23 protein-coding genes, 1 tRNA gene and 1 pseudogene are annotated in these 17,622 nt (G+C 58.1%); 17 read left to right on the forward strand and 8 right to left on the reverse strand.

From position 1 onward, the window contains the following. Positions 1-110: 110 nt before the first annotated feature. Positions 111-464, reverse strand: a complete 354-nt coding sequence (locus A7D21_RS13155; RefSeq protein ID WP_069551885.1) for a hypothetical protein — start codon at positions 462-464, stop codon at positions 111-113. A 109-nt stretch (positions 465-573) separates the two neighbouring features. On the opposite strand from A7D21_RS13155, the gene A7D21_RS13160 reads away from it, so the two are divergent. Further along, positions 574-831: a hypothetical protein gene (locus A7D21_RS13160; RefSeq protein ID WP_053255943.1), complete on the forward strand. Its 258-nt coding sequence runs from the start codon at positions 574-576 to the stop codon at positions 829-831. Positions 832-938: 107 nt separating this feature from the next. Here A7D21_RS13160 and A7D21_RS13165 read toward each other — a convergent pair whose 3' ends face one another. The 3 genes from A7D21_RS13165 to A7D21_RS13175 all read right to left on the reverse strand — a co-directional run bounded on the left by A7D21_RS13165 (position 939) and on the right by A7D21_RS13175 (position 2,229). Beyond that, on the reverse strand, positions 939-1,250 hold the full coding sequence (locus A7D21_RS13165; RefSeq protein WP_069551886.1) for an AzlD domain-containing protein: 312 nt from the start codon (positions 1,248-1,250) through the stop codon (positions 939-941). Beyond that, a complete protein-coding gene (locus tag A7D21_RS13170) occupies positions 1,247-1,942 on the reverse strand; it encodes an AzlC family ABC transporter permease (RefSeq protein WP_069551887.1) in 696 nt (231 codons plus the stop codon). Before A7D21_RS13170 ends, A7D21_RS13165 begins: the two co-directional genes overlap by 4 nt. 71 nt (positions 1,943-2,013) lie before the next feature. Beyond that, positions 2,014-2,229 carry a hypothetical protein gene (locus A7D21_RS13175; RefSeq protein ID WP_053255940.1) on the reverse strand — a complete coding sequence of 72 codons (216 nt, stop codon included), beginning with the start codon at positions 2,227-2,229 and terminating at the stop codon, positions 2,014-2,016. Positions 2,230-2,407: 178 nt separating this feature from the next. On the opposite strand from A7D21_RS13175, the gene A7D21_RS13180 reads away from it, so the two are divergent. The 10 genes from A7D21_RS13180 (at position 2,408) to A7D21_RS13220 (ending at position 11,591) form a co-directional block, all read left to right on the forward strand. After that, positions 2,408-2,764 (forward strand): metalloregulator ArsR/SmtB family transcription factor, encoded by a 357-nt coding sequence (locus A7D21_RS13180; protein ID WP_053255939.1) that lies wholly within the window; start codon positions 2,408-2,410, stop codon positions 2,762-2,764. 19 nt (positions 2,765-2,783) lie between these two features. Beyond that, on the forward strand, positions 2,784-4,067 hold the full coding sequence (locus tag A7D21_RS13185) for an arsenic transporter (RefSeq protein WP_053255938.1): 1,284 nt from the start codon (positions 2,784-2,786) through the stop codon (positions 4,065-4,067). Between the two features lie 13 nt (positions 4,068-4,080). Next, positions 4,081-4,551, forward strand: a complete 471-nt coding sequence (locus tag A7D21_RS13190) for an arsenate reductase ArsC (RefSeq protein WP_053255937.1) — start codon at positions 4,081-4,083, stop codon at positions 4,549-4,551. 9 nt (positions 4,552-4,560) lie between these two features. After that, entirely contained in the window at positions 4,561-5,250 is a 690-nt protein-coding gene (gene arsH / locus A7D21_RS13195) for an arsenical resistance protein ArsH (protein ID WP_371850835.1), read from the forward strand. Positions 5,251-5,298: 48 nt separating this feature from the next. After that, on the forward strand, positions 5,299-6,090 hold the full coding sequence (locus tag A7D21_RS13200; protein ID WP_069551888.1) for an AraC family transcriptional regulator: 792 nt from the start codon (positions 5,299-5,301) through the stop codon (positions 6,088-6,090). A gap of 73 nt (positions 6,091-6,163) precedes the next feature. Further along, complete coding sequence (locus A7D21_RS13205; RefSeq protein ID WP_069551889.1) at positions 6,164-6,775, forward strand: LysE family transporter; 612 nt, start codon at positions 6,164-6,166, stop codon at positions 6,773-6,775. Between the two features lie 319 nt (positions 6,776-7,094). Beyond that, a complete protein-coding gene (locus A7D21_RS34325; protein WP_083272188.1) occupies positions 7,095-7,388 on the forward strand; it encodes a hypothetical protein in 294 nt (97 codons plus the stop codon). 235 nt (positions 7,389-7,623) lie between these two features. Continuing rightward, the gene (gene mgtA / locus A7D21_RS13210) at positions 7,624-10,338 is read left to right on the forward strand and encodes a magnesium-translocating P-type ATPase (RefSeq protein ID WP_053255934.1); all 2,715 of its coding nucleotides are present in this window, start codon (positions 7,624-7,626) and stop codon (positions 10,336-10,338) included. Between the two features lie 65 nt (positions 10,339-10,403). Further along, positions 10,404-10,751, forward strand: a complete 348-nt coding sequence (locus A7D21_RS13215; protein WP_053255933.1) for a DUF2493 domain-containing protein — start codon at positions 10,404-10,406, stop codon at positions 10,749-10,751. Between the two features lie 18 nt (positions 10,752-10,769). Continuing rightward, the gene (locus A7D21_RS13220) at positions 10,770-11,591 is read left to right on the forward strand and encodes a hypothetical protein (protein ID WP_069551890.1); all 822 of its coding nucleotides are present in this window, start codon (positions 10,770-10,772) and stop codon (positions 11,589-11,591) included. Here A7D21_RS13220 and A7D21_RS13225 read toward each other — a convergent pair. Continuing rightward, positions 11,588-12,277 carry a DUF533 domain-containing protein gene (locus A7D21_RS13225; RefSeq protein WP_053255931.1) on the reverse strand — a complete coding sequence of 230 codons (690 nt, stop codon included), beginning with the start codon at positions 12,275-12,277 and terminating at the stop codon, positions 11,588-11,590. The two genes, A7D21_RS13220 and A7D21_RS13225, sit on opposite strands and share 4 nt — an antisense overlap. Before the next feature lie 122 nt (positions 12,278-12,399). Between A7D21_RS13225 and A7D21_RS13230 the strand changes: the two genes are divergently transcribed. Next, positions 12,400-12,927, forward strand: a complete 528-nt coding sequence (locus A7D21_RS13230; RefSeq protein ID WP_069551891.1) for a DinB family protein — start codon at positions 12,400-12,402, stop codon at positions 12,925-12,927. A 2-nt stretch (positions 12,928-12,929) separates the two neighbouring features. Here the strand turns inward: A7D21_RS13230 and A7D21_RS13235 are convergent, their stop codons facing one another. Next, positions 12,930-13,388 carry a GFA family protein gene (locus tag A7D21_RS13235; protein WP_053255929.1) on the reverse strand — a complete coding sequence of 153 codons (459 nt, stop codon included), beginning with the start codon at positions 13,386-13,388 and terminating at the stop codon, positions 12,930-12,932. A gap of 184 nt (positions 13,389-13,572) precedes the next feature. Here A7D21_RS13235 and A7D21_RS13240 point away from each other — a divergent pair, with 184 nt between their 5' ends. Next, positions 13,573-13,854 carry a hypothetical protein gene (locus A7D21_RS13240; RefSeq protein WP_053255928.1) on the forward strand — a complete coding sequence of 94 codons (282 nt, stop codon included), beginning with the start codon at positions 13,573-13,575 and terminating at the stop codon, positions 13,852-13,854. A gap of 9 nt (positions 13,855-13,863) precedes the next feature. Here the strand turns inward: A7D21_RS13240 and A7D21_RS13245 are convergent, their stop codons facing one another. Beyond that, positions 13,864-14,229 (reverse strand): glyoxalase/bleomycin resistance/dioxygenase family protein, encoded by a 366-nt coding sequence (locus A7D21_RS13245; protein ID WP_053255927.1) that lies wholly within the window; start codon positions 14,227-14,229, stop codon positions 13,864-13,866. Positions 14,230-14,458: 229 nt separating this feature from the next. On the opposite strand from A7D21_RS13245, the gene A7D21_RS13250 reads away from it, so the two are divergent. From A7D21_RS13250 to A7D21_RS13255, 3 genes and pseudogenes are all read left to right on the forward strand, one after another. After that, positions 14,459-14,545, forward strand: a tRNA-Leu gene (locus A7D21_RS13250). A 162-nt stretch (positions 14,546-14,707) separates the two neighbouring features. Further along, positions 14,708-14,953, forward strand: a pseudogene (locus A7D21_RS36205) (integrase arm-type DNA-binding domain-containing protein); the annotation flags it as partial. 453 nt (positions 14,954-15,406) lie between these two features. Beyond that, entirely contained in the window at positions 15,407-15,772 is a 366-nt protein-coding gene (locus A7D21_RS13255) for a hypothetical protein (RefSeq protein ID WP_069551892.1), read from the forward strand. Between the two features lie 246 nt (positions 15,773-16,018). Here A7D21_RS13255 and A7D21_RS13260 read toward each other — a convergent pair whose 3' ends face one another. Further along, positions 16,019-16,213, reverse strand: a complete 195-nt coding sequence (locus tag A7D21_RS13260; RefSeq protein WP_069551893.1) for a hypothetical protein — start codon at positions 16,211-16,213, stop codon at positions 16,019-16,021. Between the two features lie 892 nt (positions 16,214-17,105). Here A7D21_RS13260 and A7D21_RS13270 point away from each other — a divergent pair. Then, positions 17,106-17,582 (forward strand): YkgB family protein, encoded by a 477-nt coding sequence (locus tag A7D21_RS13270; protein ID WP_069551895.1) that lies wholly within the window; start codon positions 17,106-17,108, stop codon positions 17,580-17,582. Positions 17,583-17,622: the final 40 nt, after the last annotated feature.

A 17,622-nucleotide genomic window follows, 5' to 3' on the forward strand; every position in this document is an offset into this window, starting at 1 on the left:
ACATCCGTGTGCTGGTAAAGAGCTATCACGTCGAGCGAGCGGAAAGAATGATAAGCCAATGCCCGCCAGTTGTAGCGCCGGGCATTTCCGAATATCACTAAGGCAAAGGATTACAGACAGGTCGCGAGTGCCGCCAAACGGCGTTTAGCCGGCATCGTGTCCTCGGCCGCGTAGTACTTCACGCTGGAGCCAGCGCCAGCGACGCGCACGTCGACAAAGTAATCGCCGCCGGTGGTGTAGACGGTAAAACCACCCGCCTCAAGCGGCTCCTTGAAGCCCCCGGCGTCCACGCCGAATACCGCTTCGTCCTGCCAGCCGAACTGAATACATTGGGCAACCACCAGCGTGGCCTTGTCCGACGCCAGGGTCTTGTAGGGCTGACCTGCGCGCGCGTCTTTCATCTTCGAGCCCGCGCAACCGGACAGTACCGCCACTACCAATGCGCCAATTACCAGCTTGTGCATGCCATCGCCTCCTTGTAAAAAATGCGACTCTACCATTAGCCAGCGACACCCAAGGATTATTCAGTCACCCTGTCGCCGACTTGCAACCTCGCTTCTACCTGGAAACCCGATGACCCCCAACGCCGAGCGCTACAACCCTTCCACCGACTACGCCGACAAGCTGGTCAGTCGCATCGGCCAGACACCTGCGTGGATCGCCAAGCGTATCGGTGTCACGGACAAGCGCATTCGCTACATTCTCGATGGCGAGCGCACCGTCAAGGGTGAGAGCACGCCGATCCAGATGACCTACACCGAGCAGTTCGCCCTGGAATGCCTGGCGGCCGAAGCCAAGGCCAGGAAGAAGCCGGTACCGGCCGCCGAATGAATTTAGTTTCACTGTGAAGGGAGCGCACACTGCCTATAGTCAGCAGGCTCATTTTTAAGAAATCTCCCTTCTGCCCGCTCTCCCGCGGGCTTTTTTTTGCTGCTGATTCAGCGCCACCAGCGAAACAGATAGAACAACGCCATGCTGAGCAGCACGGTGATCAGGACGCTGCGCGTCCAGTACATCAATGCCACGGCGCAAATACCGGCCAGCAAGTAAGGGTTGACCGGGCTCAGGTTGAGCGTGTGATCCGCGAGGAAAATAATCGGCCCGAAAATCGCCGTGAGCATGCCCGGCACTGCAAACCCGAGAAACTCGCGCGCACCGCGGTTGAGGCGCACCGGCAGGCGTGGCTCGATAAACAGGTAACGGTTGAGAAACACCGCCAGGCCCATGGCCACGATCATGATGTAGATCATTTCAGCCCGACTCCCAGTCGTTTGCAGGCAAACCCTGCGCTCATCCCCAGCACACCGGCCACCACCACCGCCGATTCCCAGTGCAGGTAACTCAGCCATACCGAGCACAGCAAGGACACTGCGACGCACACCACGGTAGGCACGTCGCGCACGACGGGGGTGATTAACGCGATAAACGTCGCGGCGATGGAAAACTCCAGCCCCAATTGATCAAGGCCGGGAATGCTTTTGCCAAGCACGATGCCGGCCAGGGTGAAGAGGTTCCAGATGATATAGAACGTCAGGCCGACGCCCAGGGCATACCAGCGGTTGAAGGTCTCACGGTCATAGTGGTTGACCAGGGCGAAGAACTCATCGGTCAGCAGAAATCCCAGGCTCATGCGCCAGCGGGTATTGAGCGATGAGAGTGTCGGGCGCATGTGCATGCCGTAGAGCAAGTGCTGGGAAGTCAGCAGCAAGGTGGTCAGCACAATCGAAATCAGGCTGGCGCCACCCTTGACCATACCGATAGCCACCAACTGGGCCGCACCGGCGAACACAATGGCGGACAAGCCCTGGGCCTGCAGCGGGGTAAATTGCGCATCAATGGCCATCGAGCCGGCCAGCAGCCCCCAAGGCGCACAGGCCAGGGAGAGCGGAATAACGGCAATGGCGCCGCGTCCGAACGCGTAGTGAGGTAAGGCTGTAGGCATGGAGACGGCTCATCGACAGACAGTCGACAAGCATGCCAGCGTCATGCGCGGCCTGTCTTGAACGATCGTGCTCAGGCGAGCCTTACCAGGACCTGTTCAACCGAGTCGCGCGCTTCGCGCAGCTCATGGGCATCCTGATTAAGCCGGTGAATGGTATTGAGCAACCGTTGGCGCAGCACTTCATCACCGAGCTTTTCAACGGCGCGCATCAGGTCAAACGCGGCGGTTTCGTTGTTATCCGCGACGGCGTCGAGGGTCTTGCGCAGGTTGCGAGTGGCACGGGTCACGCGGGTTCTTCCTTCATCAGCAATGGGCAGGCACTTTAGGACATTCGTGTTTCAGTTTAATTTCAGTCACTTGTGGTTGATTTGGCGGCGTTTGATCCACATCAAACGAATTCAGGATTTGACCTACATATATGGACATCCGTATATTCGAATAAACATATGCATGAAGACCATGAGCATGTCTGACCTCCTCTCCCCGCCCACCCTGTTCAAATGCCTGGCCGATGCTACCCGCGCACGCTTGACGTTATTGATCCTGCGCGAGGGCGAACTTTGCGTGTGCGAACTGATCCATGCTCTGGACGACAGTCAACCAAAAATCTCCCGCCACCTGGCGCAACTGCGCAGTTGTGGGTTGTTGCAGGACCGTCGCCAGGGCCAATGGGTCTATTACCGCATTAATCCAGCACTGCCCGCCTGGGTGACACAGGTGCTGGAGACTACTTTGCAAGCCAACCAGCCATGGTTGCAAAACGACGCGCTGCGTCTTGATGCAATGGGCGACAGACCACAACGGGCCAGCAGTTGCTGCTGAGCCATCGGAGCGTTTACTCATGCTTGTCGCAATTGCGATTTTTATCTTCACCATCGTACTGGTCATCTGGCAGCCCAAGGGCCTTGGGGTGGGTTGGAGTGCAACAATGGGGGCAGTCCTGGCCCTGGCCTGTGGGGTCATCAGCCTGGCTGACATTCCGGTGGTGTGGCACATCATCTGGAACGCCACCGGCACGTTTGTTGCGCTGATCATCATCAGCCTGTTACTCGATGAGGCCGGTTTTTTTGCCTGGACCGCGCTGCATGTGGCGCGTTGGGGCCGTGGGCGTGGTCGACGGCTGTTCGCCTACATGGTGCTGCTCGGCGCACTGGTCTCGGCACTCTTTGCCAACGACGGCGCGGCGCTGATCCTGACCCCCATCGTGATGTCGATGCTGCTGGCGCTGCGCTTTTCCCCGGCGGCGACCCTGGCATTCGTCATGGGCGCCGGGTTTATCGCCGACACGGCGAGCTTGCCGTTGGTGGTATCGAACCTGGTGAACATCGTTTCGGCCGATTACTTCAAGATCGGTTTCAATGAATATGCCGCCGTCATGGTGCCGGTGAACCTCGTCAGTGTGGCTGCCACCCTGGCGGTGCTGCTGTGGTTTTTCCGCCGCGACATTCCCCAGGTCTACGACCCGGCCGACCTCGAAGAACCGGCCAGTGCCATCCACGACCGCGCGACCTTTCGCGCCGGCTGGTGGGTACTGGGTATTTTGCTGATCGGCTGTTTCGCCCTGGAACCGCTGGGCATTCCCATCAGTGCGATTTCCGCCGTGTGCGCCGTATTACTGCTGGTCATCGCCGCCAAAGGCCACAAGATTTCCACGCGCAAAGTGCTCAAAGACGCGCCGTGGCAGATCGTGGTGTTTTCGCTGGGCATGTACCTGGTGGTCTACGGCCTGCGCAACGCCGGCCTGACCACCTACCTGGCGACCTGGCTCGACACCTTCGCCACTTACGGCGTGTGGGGCGCGGCCATGGGCACCGGTGTGCTGACGGCGCTGTTGTCATCGGCGATGAACAACCTGCCCACGGTATTGATCGGCGCGCTGTCCATCGAGTCCAGCCATGCGGTCGGCGTGATCAAGGACGCGATGATCTACGCCAACGTAATCGGCAGTGACCTGGGCCCGAAAATCACCCCCATCGGCAGCCTGGCCACCTTGCTGTGGCTGCATATCCTGGCGCGCAAAGGCATCACCATCACCTGGGGTTATTACTTCAAGGTCGGCATTGTGCTGACCTTGCCGGTGCTGTTGATCACCCTCGCCGCCCTCGCTTTGCGCCTGAGTATCTGAAGGAGATACCGAAATGAAAGTCCTGTTCATGTGTACTGCGAACAGTTGTCGCAGCATTCTCTCCGAAGCGGTATTCAATCACTTGGCGCCACCCGGCTTCGAGGCGATCAGCTCCGGCAGCTTCCCCAAAGGCCAGGTCCTGCCGCGCAGCCTGAGCGTATTGCAGGCGGCGGGCATCAGCACCGAAGGGTTGTACAGCAAGGGCAATGATGCCTTTGAAGGCAGCCCGCCGGACGTGGTCATTACCGTCTGCGACAAGGCTGCCGGAGAGGCATGCCCGGTGTATTTCGGGCCGGCACTGAAGGCGCACTGGGGCTTGGAAGACCCGTCCGATGTTGAGGGCGATGATCAACGTCTCAACGCTGCGTTCAGCGCAACGATGGACATCATCGCCACCCGCTGCCAGGCGTTTTTCGCGCTGCCGTTTGCCCGCCTGGGTCCGGTGGAACTGAAGGCTGAGCTCGACCGCATCGCGCGGTTGTAGGCGGAGAACCTGATGACGACGCTGCCTAACCTCGACACACGCTTGTCAACACCCCTGCATACCGGGCCGACTCACCCGCCGCGCATCCTGCTGCTTTACGGCTCTACCCGGCCGCGTTCGTTCAGCCGTTTGCTGGTGGAGGAAGCTGCCCGTCTGTTAAGCCACTTCGGTGCCGACACACGGATTTTCAACCCGTCGGGGCTGCCTCTGCCGGATGATGCCCCTAACGACCATCCCAAAGTCCAGGAGCTGTTGGACCTGATGCAATGGTCCGAAGGCCAGGTCTGGTGCTCCCCCGAGCGTCATGGCTCGATGTCGGCAGTGTTCAAGGCGCAACTTGACTGGGTGCCGCTGGCGTTGGGTGCCGTACGGCCGACCCAGGGCAAGACCTTGGCGGTGATGCAAGTGTCAGGCGGCTCGCAATCCTTCAACACCGTCAATCAACTGCGTGTGCTGGGGCGTTGGATGCGCATGTTCACTATTCCCAATCAATCCTCGGTGCCCAAAGCATTCATGGAGTTCGACGACCAGGACCGCATGAAACCCTCGGCGCTTTACGACCGCGTCGTCGATGTGATGGAAGAGCTGGTGAAGTTCACGCTGTTACTGCGCGATCGCCCGGACCTGGTAGACCGTTACTCAGAGCGTAAGGAAAGCGCTGACGAACTGTCGCAGCGCGTCAACCAACGGTCGATTTGATCGGCCCCGCCAGCGTATGCTCAAGCCCACCTCTTTACGAGCTGAATGATGAGCGCTATTCAACACGCCTGGCTGGGCAACTACGAAGTCAGCAGCACCACCTGCACTGGCCTGACCTTTGCCCGTCACAGCCATGATGAATGCGTGATCGGCGTCAACCTCATCGGTGAGGAAAAGGTCTGGCTCGATCGCCGCGAGTTCGAGGCCGGGCCGGGCACCATCACTTTGTACAACCCGGGTCAGATCCAGGGCGGCGGCGCGGCTGAGGGAGCGCCCTGGCATTTTGTCAGCCTGTACGTGACTGCCGACCAACTGGCAACTGACCTGGGGCTGTCGCACCTGGAGTTTGATCGCTCGCTCTGCTTTCAACCTGACTTGGCGCAACGCGTGGCGGCGGCCGTGAAAGGCGCCTTGAGCGGCGATGCATGGGTCCGCGAAGCCCATGAGGAAGCCCTGGTTTTACACTTGGGAGACGTGGTCGGCGTCAGCGGCGTACGCCTGCCCGGCAGCCCCCGCACCGGCAACCGCATGATCGGTCGCGCGCAGGAATTGCTCGCCGCGCAACTGCAGCAATCACTGCCCCTGGACGAGCTGGGCAATGAATTGGGGCTGTCGAAATTCCATCTGTTGCGTGCCTTTCAGAAAGAAACCGGGCTTAGCCCCAGGCAGTGGGCCATGCAACTGCGAACGTGCCGCGCCAAAGGACTGTTGCGCAACGGTGTCTCGGCCAGTGATGTCGCCCACGGCCTGGGCTTTGCCGACCAGAGCCACCTGAATCGACACTTCCGCGCCGCCTATGGCATCACCCCTGGCCGCTATCAAAGCGTGTTGAAACGCTGAACAGCGCAATCTGGTTCAAGACGCCCTGCCCGACCATCACCACACTGCTCGCCTCTTTTGAAGGAACGCGGGCATGTTGACGATCTTTTTTTACGCGCTGGTATTCGGCTTTGTGTTTTGCCTTTCGCCGGGCGCGGTGCTGGCTGAGACATTGCGCCGTGGCTTGCTCCACGGCTTCATACCGGCCCTGCTGGTGCAGATCGGCTCACTGGTGGGCGACGCGGTGTGGGCGGTGATTGGCCTCACCGGCATCGCCCTGCTGATTCAACATGACGCGGTGCGCGTGCCACTGACCATCGTGTGCGCGCTGTACCTGGCGTGGCTGGGCGTGCGCAGCCTGATCGATGCCTGGCATTTGCCCGCACCCAGCCACGCACCCGCCAGTTCCGGGTGCAACGCACTGGCAGTGGGTGCGGCCATTTCCCTGGCTAACCCGAAGAACATTATTTACTGGGGCGCACTGGGCAGCGCCTTGTCCGGCATCGTCGGCACCACGCCCAGCCACGGGCAAACCCTGATGTTTTTTGCCGGCTTCATGTTGGCGTCGGTGTTGTCATGTTTTCTGATCGCCGCGCTGGTCAATTTGTTACGCCAGAACGCATCACCGTTCTGGCAGCGCGTCAGTTATGGCGCATGTGGCTTGGTATTGATCTATCTGGCCGCTCTGGCGGCACACGGACTATGAAAGTTATATAGGTTGTAACTTCAAGGTGCGGCTTAACTGAATGAACTCTGAACACCGGATAATTTAATTAATCATGCGTTGACATTTTGTAACCGTCTGAGTAGATTGCCCCTGCCCACAACTGGGGCCTTTTTTAAACCTCACAAAAGAAGCCAATGGACACAGTATCTAGTCGCTGTCCGAGCACCGCATCAGCGGGCATCGGGCGCCAAACCCAGAATATGACAGGACTCGCCTTCCAGGTCCGGTAAGCTGCGCTAGAGCTTGATGCTCCACCGTAACTGCCTCACCGGTCGTCCGTCCGGTCCCGAGGTGTGTTATGACCTTCCAACTCATTGCTTTACCTGATGTGCGTACACTGGCCGCAGCCTTGCGCGCCAAGCTGTGCCGCGAGCCCGTCGGTTTTTCGCCGACCCGCTCGGCCTTTGCTGCACCCTCTCCCCAAGTGCGCCCGGCTCCTCCGCTGGCGCACTGGCGTGTCTGCCCTGCCAGCGGCCAATTGCTGCAGCAATGGGATCACGCCGACCCTCAAGACCCACAGAGACCGATGGTTTCCAGACTGACACACGCCGGCCTGATGCTCGGACTTTACGTGAGCACTCGCGCCGCTTAAGCCGGCTGGAAACAGTAACTTCCCAATTGATGTTCTGGAGTTCTTTATGAACACGTCCAGTAGTAGCCCGCTGCGCGTTAGTTAATTAACGCGCGTGTGGCGGGCACACTAGAAGTTAAGTAGTCACCCTATTTAAACCGATCGCGAAGTCCGCGGCTCGGCATGCTTTCGCTCGCCTGTATTCAGGTAAGTACCGGGTATGTTTTGTCGAGAATTGGCGACAGGAGTACAGACAATGAGCGCCGTAAAAAACACGCCTCTGCACAAGAAAAATGGCACCGCCTCCGACACCAAACTGTCGATGCGTGCCGCCCGTGAAGCCCAGAACGGCCTGTCGGCCACCCTTGCCAATGTGCGCGCCACCCAGGATGGTTTAACCGAACTGGACGCCTCGGCGCGTCTGCAACGCGAAGGCTACAACGAAGTGGCCCATGACAAGCCGCCTCACGCCATCGTCCAATTCCTGCAGGCACTGAACAACCCGTTCATCTACGTCCTGCTGACCTTGGGCGGCATCAGCTTTGTCACCGACTACTGGTTGCCGCTGCAGGCCGGTGAAGAAGTCGACCTGACCAAAGTCATCATCATCATGACCATGGTCTTGCTCAGCAGCCTGCTGCGTTTCTGGCAGGAGCACCGCTCGGCCAAATCCGCCGAAGCCCTCAAAGCCATGGTGCGCACCACGGCCACGGTGCTGCGTCGTGAGCAGGTCGGTGCCCAGCCGACCCTGCGTGAAGTACCGATGCGCGACCTGGTAGCGGGCGACATCGTGCAGCTTTCCGCCGGCGACATGATCCCGGCCGACATCCGCCTGATCGAGTCCCGCGATCTGTTTATCAGCCAGGCCGTGCTGACCGGCGAAGCGTTGCCGGTCGAGAAGTACGACACCCTCGGCGACGTCACGCAGAAATCCGCAATACCGGCAGCCGCCGACCAAGGCAACCTGCTGGACCTGCCGAACATCTGCTTCATGGGCACCAACGTCGTCAGTGGCCGCGCCAAGGCCGTGGTGGTCGCCACCGGGCCACGCACCTACTTTGGCTCCCTGGCCAAAGCGATCGTCGGCTCACGGGTGCAAACCGCGTTTGATCGTGGGGTAAACAGCGTCAGCTGGCTGCTGATCCGTTTCATGCTGGTGATGGTGCCGATCGTGTTTTTCCTCAACGGTTTCTCCAAAGGCGACTGGGGCGATGCGTTCTTGTTTGCACTGGCGGTCGCCGTTGGCCTGACACCTGAAATGCTGCCGATGATCGTCAGCGCCAACCTGGCCAAAGGCGCCAACGCCATGGCCAAGCGCAAAGTCGTGGTCAAGCGCCTCAACGCGATTCAGAACTTCGGCTCAATGGACGTGCTGTGCACCGACAAGACCGGCACCCTGACCCAGGACAAAATCATCCTTGAGCATCACGTCAACGCCTTTGGCCAACGTGATGATGCGGTGCTGTCCCTGGCCTGGCTGAACAGCTTTCACCAGAGCGGCATGAAAAACCTGATGGATCAGGCCGTGGTGCAGTTCTCGGCACAGAACCCGAAGTTCCAGGTGCCGTTTGCCTACAGCAAAGTCGATGAACTGCCGTTCGACTTTGTACGCCGTCGCCTGTCGATCGTGGTCAAGGATGCCGCCGGCGACCAGTTGCTGGTGTGCAAGGGCGCGGTGGAAGAGATGCTGAGCATTTCCACACACGTCATGGAAGGTGGCGATGCCGTACCGCTGGATGAGCGCCGCCGTGAAGCGTTGCTGACGCTGGCGAACGACTACAACGAAGATGGCTTCCGTGTGCTGGTCGTCGCCACCCGCAACATCCCGAAAGCATTGGCTCGCCAGCAGTACACCACGACCGATGAGCGCAACCTGGTGATCCAGGGCTTCCTGACGTTCCTTGATCCACCCAAAGAAACCGCAGGCCCGGCGATTGCCGCGCTGCAACAAATCGGCGTAGCGGTGAAGGTGCTGACCGGCGACAACGCGGTGGTCACCAGCAAGATCTGCCGCCAAGTCGGCCTTGAGCCCGGCCAGCCGCTGCTGGGCGTAGAAATCGAAGCGATGGATGACGCAACCCTGTTGCGCCGCGTGGAAGAACGCACGGTGTTTGCCAAGCTCACGCCACTGCAGAAATCCCGGGTACTCAAAGCGTTGCAAGCCAACGGCCACACCGTGGGTTTCCTCGGCGACGGCATTAACGATGCACCGGCGCTGCGCGATGCCGATGTGGGCATTTCGGTGGACAGCGGCACGGATATCGCCAAGGAATCGGCCGACATCATCCTCTTGGAAAAGAGCCTGATGGTGCTGGAAGAAGGCGTGCTCAAGGGCCGCGAAACCTTCGGCAATATCATGAAGTACCTGAACATGACGGCCAGCTCGAACTTCGGCAACGTGTTCTCGGTGCTGGTCGCCAGTGCGTTTATCCCGTTCATGCCGATGCTGGCGATCCATCTGCTGCTGCAAAACCTGATGTACGACATCTCCCAGCTGGCCTTGCCGTGGGACAAGATGGACAAGGAATACCTGGCCAAACCGCGTAAGTGGGATGCGAAAAACATCGGCCGTTTCATGATCTGGATCGGGCCGACCTCGTCGATCTTCGACATCACCACCTTTGCGCTGATGTGGTACGTGTTCTCCGCCAACAGCGTGGAAATGCAGACCCTGTTCCAGTCCGGCTGGTTTATCGAGGGGCTGCTGTCGCAAACCCTGGTCGTGCACATGCTGCGGACCCGCAAGATCCCGTTCTTCCAGAGCACCGCCGCGTGGCCGGTGTTGATGATGACCGCCATCGTCATTTGCCTGGGGATCTATGTGCCGTTCTCGCCCCTGGGCACCCTGGTGGGCCTGGAGCCGCTGCCGCTGGCGTACTTCCCATGGCTGGTCGGCACGCTGTTCGCCTACTGCTGCGTCGCCCAACTGATGAAGACGATCTACATCCGCCGCTTCAAGCAGTGGTACTGATCACCCCCGCCGTTTAAACGGTGGCGGTCGCCCGGCCGCCACCGTGCAACACAAGGACACTCACGATGCGCGTCTTGATCTGTGCAGGTCGTCATTACGCCGACACCAAAAAGTCCCGCCAAGTGCTGGACGCTTACCACCGCCTGCGCCCCGTGCAGGTATTGATTCACGGCGGCAACCAATTCCTGGGCAGCGACATCGAGGAATGGGCGCGGGAACTCGGCATCGACGTGGTGCGCTACCCGCCCAATTGGCAACGCCATGGCAAGCAGGCGGAACGCCAGCGCAACCATTTCATGCTCGCCGACAGCCGGCCCGACGTGATCATCGCCCTACCGGGTGGTGACGACACTTCGGAGTTGGTCTGCCAGGCCAAATCCAGCGGCATTTCGGTGCTGACCGTAGAAAGCTGAATTCAAGCGAGGTGCATCATGCACAAAAAACATACCCCTCAACACTCGGACGGGTTTGCCAAATATCGCGCGCGTCATTACCGCGGAGCCCGCCATACCCTGCTGCTGTTGCCACCGGCCAAGCGCCGCGCACTGCTACGTAACCTGATCTTCATCGGCACAACCCTGGGCCTGGTTTTGCTCGCCGCGTTGTTCTCCAAAGCCCAGGCGGCCGGCGGCGCCTATGTGGTCGACGACGGCGCGGTGAACGCGCCGGGCGAATGCAATGTTGACGCCTGGTACACCGCCGATCGCCACCAGGGCAACAACCATGGCCAAACCCTGAACCCGGCCTGCACGTTCAGCGCACTCCCCTATGTGCAATGGAGCGCCGCACTGTCGCGCGCCAGCAACGCAGGCGATGCCGAGACCCAGGTCAGCCCGCAAGTGAAGGCGCAGGTGTGGTCTCAAGATGCGTTGGGGCTGCAGGTAGCCGTGTCGGCCACCAGCCATTTTGCGCTGGACCGCCACCATGCGTTCGACGGTGCGGACTTGAATGTGCCGTTGACCTGGCAACCCGTATCAGCGCTGCGCCTGAACCTCAACGGTGGCTGGACACATGCCTACAACGGCGGCGAGCAACACCATCGGCTGACGTGGGGCACCGGCTTCGAGTATGAGCTGGCGGATGCGCTGACGCTGATTGGTGAGCGCTATGGCCAGGAAGGCGGCGACCAGGCCTGGCAGGCCGGGCCGCGCTTCCATGTTGGCAAAATGGTCGACGTGGATGTGGTCGTCGGGCAAAGCCTCAGCGGGGACCGCAACCAGTGGTTGACCACAGGCGCGACCATGCGCTTCTAAGGGTTGGCCTGCTGCTCCAGGTGCAGTTGCAACTGTGGGTCAAGTTGCAACTGCCCCGCCAGTTCGTCCAGGTAGGCGCGCTCCGCAGCCTGCTGATCATTGACCAGCATCACGCTGGCCAGGTAGATCTCCGACGCCAGCGCCGGGTCGTGGGCATACTCGGCAAAATCGGCTGCACTCAGGGGTTTGGCGACTTCGGCGTCGAGCCACTGTTGCAACTGCGGGTCGTCGGTATGGCGGCCGATCTCGGCGGAAATCATCTGTTGTTCCTGATCGTCGATCTCGCCGTCCGCCTTGGCGGCAGCGATCAGCGCACGTAACAGCGCATGGCTGTGGGCCTCGGCTTCCGGGCCTTGCAGTTGGTCGACCGTCTGGAAGGCTTGCTGCGGAGCGCTTGCCTGTTGGCGCTGCCACGCCTGGTATGCCTGAAAAGCCGCCATTCCCAACGATGCCAGCGCTGCATAGTTCATCCCGCCGCCACGCGCTTGCGTCGTGCCGCTGGCGGGGGCACCGCCCAACAAACCGCCAAGCCCGCCGAGCAAGCCCCCCAGACCACCGCTGGCCGGGGCATTGCCGGTGTTGTTACCTTTCAATAAACCACCCAGCAGACCGCCCAGGCCGCCTGAGGAGGTGCCGCCTGACTGCCCGGCGCGGAGCAGTTGTTCGAGTAGATCGCTGGTGTTCATCGTGTTGCTCTCCCGGAGCACAGTAGTAGCGTTCATCAACCATAGACCGCTCCCGCAGGAACACCATGACCGCCCGGCGGGCACGCTTTATCATGGCGTGATCCCGCCAAGAGAGCACACACGTGAACCGCACCGAGCACATTGCGTTGATGGCCACCTACAACCAGTGGATGAACCGCAAGCTGTATGACGCCGCGAGCACACTGACCGACGCGCAGTTGGCGGCGGACCGGCACGCATTTTTCGGTTCGATCCTGGGCACGCTGAATCACCTCGCATTAGGCGATACGGTCTGGCTCAAGCGGTTTGCCCAGCACCCGGCAGGCTTTGCGGCGTTGGCGCCGCTCAGTAGCGTGGCCATGCCTGGGGATTTGAAGCAGGTCGCCTTCGGCACGTTGGGCGAACTGTCGGACCGTCGCTCCTGGCTGGACCAACTGATCATTGATTGGGCAAACAGCCTTCGCGAGCCTGAGCTGGATCATCGCCTGCACTACCACAACATGCGCGGTATGCCGGCGGACAAACCGTTCTTCAGCTTGCTCGTGCATTTTTTCAATCACCAGACGCACCACCGGGGCCAGGCAACCACGCTGCTGACCCAGGCGGGTGTGGATGTTGGTGATACGGACCTGCTGGCACTGATTGACTGATTTCAGCCGGCGCTGAACGCGGCGTAGGCCTGCATCAAGCGTGGAAAGTCTTGCGGCTCGGGCAACTGCGCAAAGCTTTCAACGGCTGGCGTGGCCGCCCAAGGCAGTTTTTCACAGGTCCAGGTTTCCATAAACGGCACATAGTCGCGGGCGTTATCCAGTAAGGTCGCCCGCACGTTGACGAACTCGTCGATGCCATGCGGGCGTGTAAACAGCCAACTCATGCAATGCGGGCAGCAATAGTGACGGTCTACACCGTGCAGGCCGCCGATAACCGGGCAGCCCTGGGTGACGGTAAAGCCGGCCGCCGGAATCAGGGCGCTGAGGGAGAACGCGCTGGAGGTCATTTTCTGGCAACCGCTGCAATGGCACGCCATGGTGATCACGGGTGGCAGGCTGACGCTGAAACGCACCCGGTTACAGCGGCAACTGCCTTCCAGCGGCAGGTTTTCGACGCTCATCATTCATTCCTTTTTTATGTTTTTTGGCCTGACAGGGTAACGTGAACACGCGTAAGGGCAAAACCGAACGCTGCGCCGTACGTGGGGTCGTAACTATACGGCGCCGGGGTTCATTGCCCGGCCCCGCTTGCGCGTAGCCGCTGCTTTTGGGATGCGCGCTCCCCCATAAGAAGGAGACGCTTACATGGTCACTCACTTCAAGGTCGCCGGGCATCTAGCCTGCGGCCACCACGGCACCGACCTCCCTTCCAGCACCGAGCTGAACCGAGTCAAATGCCGCACCTGCCGTAATACCGACGCCTACAAAGAAGCCCGTCGTACCCAGCGCAACGCCGCCCGCCGCACCGCGCGCAAAGCCAAGACCTCTACGGCCATTGACTGGCGCAGTGCCTGGACGCAACGCCTGACCGACCTGCCCGGGTTGCAGCGTCTGCCACGCGGGTTCAGCGGGCAGCCATTTGTTTGATTGCTCGACTTATTCAGGTGTTGAAAAGATGTTCAACAGGTTCCCCTCAGGATCCTGAAGCAGCGCGGACGTATTGCCCCATGGCATGTTCGTCATAGGCATCACCACTGCCGCGCTGCCGACCTGAAGCACCAGCGCCGCCACATCAGCCACGTGAAACTCCAGGATCGCCGAACGATTGCTGCCGGCGACGGCCAGCCCGTTGTTATGCAGGCGGATCAAGCGTTCGTCGCTTATCGCCAGGACAACACCCTCGAAGTGAAACTCAGCGAACCCCGGTGCAAGGTGCCGGGCCTCGATGCTTGAGAGTTTTTGATAGAACTGGACGAGGGCGTCAAACTGCGCGGTAACCAGACGTACAGATGCAAATTTCATGGCCGGACCTGTGTTTAAAGTGAGCACTCACTCTAAATGAGCCGCCTACCGGTTTTTGACAGGAGTGTTTCGCGAGGTGGGAAAACCTCGCCATAGCGCCGGGCTCCCTGTGTAGATCACTGATCTGACAAGCTTTTTCAGCTTTGCATGAGTGCAACAAACGCAGCTTTCAACCTTGCATCCAAACGCTTGGGTCTATATATTCCCAACCCTGCTGCACCGCGCTACCGCCCGAATGGCGAAACTGGTAGACGCATGGGACTTAAAATCCCCCGCTCGTAAGGGCGTCCCGGTTCGATTCCGGGTTCGGGCACCATCCTTTGTTCTACTGACGGCCATAAATGTCCGTAGAGCCGTCTAAAACTCGCTCTCTAGCGAGTTTTTTCGTTTATAACAATCCGTCAGTTTCCAAGCGATTCCAGCGATTTCAAGGGTAATATTTTGGGTGCAGGTCAGTTCCGTAACTGGTAGTACCCTTATGTCGCGCACTAAAACTCCACTTTTCTGATGCAGCTTGTCGCACTGCCAAACCTCGAGACCGCGCCTATCAACTCTTCGATGGTGAAGGTCTCTATCTCTTAGTGCAGGCCAACTGTTGGAAAGGTTGGCGCATGCGATACGTCAAACCCGATGGCAAGGTGGTCCTAACCTCTTTCGGCAATTGAACTGTGATCAGCCAATGGATGCGCGGACCAAATGGTTAGAGGTCAAAAAGCTCCTGGCGCAATTGACCCGTACAAAACAAGCCGTCGTTATAGCGACTGGGTCGCCGTTGATGTGTTGCCACGCAGTGGGCGATGCTTGTATGTATTCAATGCGGTTTTTTCGCATTGCCAGCTACCCGCTAATGCTTTGAGAATATCCGTGTGCCTTATAGCTAGGCGGACTGAAAAAGACTAAAACCCGCCTCAAAAAAACTAACTCACTGTCAATTCTAACAGTAGAAATTATAAGATTTCCGGCGGATTCTGGATATCAACATCAAATCAAAAGCAGGATTAAAATGGCAAAGATACGTATAAGGCTTACAGTGCATATTGGGCAGGGCTATTTGTATTAGCGCCTGGAGTTGACAGTGATTGCGCCATAACAGCTTATGGCCTGGCCATAAATTAAGAGAACTTTGAAAACCACAACCACAAGTTTCAGCATTTGATCAAACCAATGAGGCACTATCATGAAATGGCCAATAGAGATCCACAACGACGATGAGTTTCAAGCTTTTATTTCGAAGAAAACGCTTCCAGTTATACTATTTTTCTTTAACGGAGTATGTGACTTCGACGGAAATGACACCTACGTAATAGATATTATCAATGCAGCCTACAATGGAAAAGCCATATATCTGTGTGTAACCGAAAACAATCTTGACCCCGCCACAATTGAATTATTCAAGAAGTACTCAATCAACAAACTACCCTCTTACGCTTTTGCTATCCCCCACCGTCCAAATGAGGTGTTCACGCTCGAGAAACCTGACTGCTTTGAACTTGGCGATTATTTAACAAGATTCTTAAGTTTTGATTATGGAACGAACTCATAATAAATGATAATGCTACCAAGCTTTACGGTTTCGCTACGTTGTGTCACCTTTTCATCGAGACCTAAAGATCGCCCGCTTGATCGGACGTACGTCGTAAATCGAGAAGTTTCGAGCCGCTGGCAACATCAGAGAACTGTTGCCAGCGATTTGATCCGAGCATTGTCAGTGGCTCAAAAAAGCAGACGTGTAGTGCTAAGGGAAAGTCTGAAGTACCCACCGGGTTTTGATGTCCTCGCTGCCCGAGGTTCAAAAAAATACTGAATCGGTAAAGAACGTATACCATTGCTGCCATTCCACTCGCCCCATACAAGCCAATTGCTCAACGCCCTGCCGTTGCTCCGAAAGCACCTCCACCGCCCCCCAAAAGTTAATTCTATTACAAACCAATAAGGCGGCAGAGTTCGTGTGAATGATGCTAAAACTCTTTAGTGCAACCGTCATAACCACACCACCTTGCAACTTACCCTTTAATTTTTTTCAGCCTCTGGTTGACGCGCTTTACTTCAAAAGCCGTGGGTTCGAAGTCATCTCTGTGCCACTCCAACATATTTTCGTATTTTGGGTGGCTAGGGAATGCCATCACCTCAAGGTAATCGAATTACCCTGGCCAACCGCCAATATCCTCTGGTGGGCAGGCATTGGCATCTTAGACACAATATTGCAATTGAGAGCATGCCGCAGCAGGCAGTCTCTTTTCGACTTTAATACGGCGTTCTGAATCGCCCGAGCCACTTTAGAGATTCTCCGGAGGGCCAACTCAAAATGCTTTTGGGGCATCGAAACCTCCAACACCTCAATATTCGGACATACGACACCTCGTAAAATTGCTCATGAAACGGCTAGATGTACCAGTTTTTTTGCCATGAACCTGCGTGATTCCAAACATGCCGAGTGCCTTCAGGAAAGGATATGTTTAGTGATAAAATCCCAAACGCGAAAAATAAAAACATTAAAATTCAAAAAGTCACAGATTTTTCCAATCCAGATTTGCCACCATAAATATCAAGGGCTTGCATGATGAACTTCATGCAGGCCCTTATCTTTTCCGCTGCGCAAATCCACCCCCGCTTAGTAGCGCTTCCTCGGCGTCCTGCCGACTGAACACACATTCCTCGCGGCGCTGGAATGATCCTGAATGACGGGTCACGGTCGCGCTTACTGGTCCAGCGCTGGCAATCATCTCGCGGCGCATGCCCATTGAATTGCGTGGGCGCGCTGGCGGCCGGCAAATTCCCTCCTTGATACGTTCTTTTCAAAATTCTTACAAAGTCTGTAACGCACCGCGTTGAGCTAACTCTAGGTCTACAACACTGACTGACCTTTAGGAAATCCCATGCTCTCAACACGCTATTCCCGTTTTCTTCGCCAGTCGTTTGAAGTCGAATTCATGCGCTGGGTGCTGGTCTTGATATTTCTAATGTTTGGCTACACAAAATGGTTTGATTACGAAGCCCAGGCATTGGTCCCGCTGATCAGTAACAGCCCCCTCCTCGCCTGGATGTACGGCGTGTTTGGCACTCAGGGTGCAAGTTATGCGCTAGGCGCAGCTGAATGGACTATCGGTCTGGGCCTGGCTGTCGGTGCGTGGTCGCCAAGGATCACGCTGATTGCCGCCGCCGCGTCCGCGCTGACCTATCTGACAACCGCCAGCCTGCTGCTGACCACGCCGGGCGGCTGGGAGGGGTCGGCGGGTGGTTTTCCCGCCATGGGCGGCGCCAGCTCCTTTCTGATCAAGGACCTGGTGTTGCTGGCCGGTTCGTTGGTGCTGCTCAAGAACGCGGCGCAACAACTGAAAGCCTGCACCCAATAGCCTGACGCCACACAGGCCGTCGTGAATGAATTGAGACCGC

The sequence above is a fragment of the Pseudomonas sp. AP19 genome (genome assembly GCF_001728855.1).
GTDB lineage: Bacteria > Pseudomonadota > Gammaproteobacteria > Pseudomonadales > Pseudomonadaceae > Aquipseudomonas > Aquipseudomonas fluorescens.

Excerpts from the sequence above, each read along its gene's own strand:
- A7D21_RS13155 (WP_069551885.1), bottom strand. The coding sequence starts at position 464 with ATGCACAAGCTGGTAATTGGCGCATTGGTAGTGGCGGTACTGTCCGGT.
- A7D21_RS13160 (WP_053255943.1), top strand. The coding sequence starts at position 574 with ATGACCCCCAACGCCGAGCGCTACAACCCTTCCACCGACTACGCCGAC.
- A7D21_RS13165 (WP_069551886.1), bottom strand. The coding sequence starts at position 1,250 with ATGATCTACATCATGATCGTGGCCATGGGCCTGGCGGTGTTTCTCAAC.
- A7D21_RS13170 (WP_069551887.1), bottom strand. The coding sequence starts at position 1,942 with ATGCCTACAGCCTTACCTCACTACGCGTTCGGACGCGGCGCCATTGCC.
- A7D21_RS13180 (WP_053255939.1), top strand. The coding sequence starts at position 2,408 with ATGTCTGACCTCCTCTCCCCGCCCACCCTGTTCAAATGCCTGGCCGAT.
- A7D21_RS13185 (WP_053255938.1), top strand. The coding sequence starts at position 2,784 with ATGCTTGTCGCAATTGCGATTTTTATCTTCACCATCGTACTGGTCATC.
- A7D21_RS13190 (WP_053255937.1), top strand. The coding sequence starts at position 4,081 with ATGAAAGTCCTGTTCATGTGTACTGCGAACAGTTGTCGCAGCATTCTC.
- A7D21_RS13200 (WP_069551888.1), top strand. The coding sequence starts at position 5,299 with ATGAGCGCTATTCAACACGCCTGGCTGGGCAACTACGAAGTCAGCAGC.
- A7D21_RS13205 (WP_069551889.1), top strand. The coding sequence starts at position 6,164 with ATGTTGACGATCTTTTTTTACGCGCTGGTATTCGGCTTTGTGTTTTGC.
- A7D21_RS34325 (WP_083272188.1), top strand. The coding sequence starts at position 7,095 with ATGACCTTCCAACTCATTGCTTTACCTGATGTGCGTACACTGGCCGCA.
- mgtA (WP_053255934.1), top strand. The coding sequence starts at position 7,624 with ATGAGCGCCGTAAAAAACACGCCTCTGCACAAGAAAAATGGCACCGCC.
- A7D21_RS13215 (WP_053255933.1), top strand. The coding sequence starts at position 10,404 with ATGCGCGTCTTGATCTGTGCAGGTCGTCATTACGCCGACACCAAAAAG.
- A7D21_RS13220 (WP_069551890.1), top strand. The coding sequence starts at position 10,770 with ATGCACAAAAAACATACCCCTCAACACTCGGACGGGTTTGCCAAATAT.
- A7D21_RS13225 (WP_053255931.1), bottom strand. The coding sequence starts at position 12,277 with ATGAACACCAGCGATCTACTCGAACAACTGCTCCGCGCCGGGCAGTCA.
- A7D21_RS13235 (WP_053255929.1), bottom strand. The coding sequence starts at position 13,388 with ATGAGCGTCGAAAACCTGCCGCTGGAAGGCAGTTGCCGCTGTAACCGG.
- A7D21_RS13240 (WP_053255928.1), top strand. The coding sequence starts at position 13,573 with ATGGTCACTCACTTCAAGGTCGCCGGGCATCTAGCCTGCGGCCACCAC.
- A7D21_RS13245 (WP_053255927.1), bottom strand. The coding sequence starts at position 14,229 with ATGAAATTTGCATCTGTACGTCTGGTTACCGCGCAGTTTGACGCCCTC.
- A7D21_RS13255 (WP_069551892.1), top strand. The coding sequence starts at position 15,407 with ATGAAATGGCCAATAGAGATCCACAACGACGATGAGTTTCAAGCTTTT.
- A7D21_RS13260 (WP_069551893.1), bottom strand. The coding sequence starts at position 16,213 with ATGACGGTTGCACTAAAGAGTTTTAGCATCATTCACACGAACTCTGCC.
- A7D21_RS13270 (WP_069551895.1), top strand. The coding sequence starts at position 17,106 with ATGCTCTCAACACGCTATTCCCGTTTTCTTCGCCAGTCGTTTGAAGTC.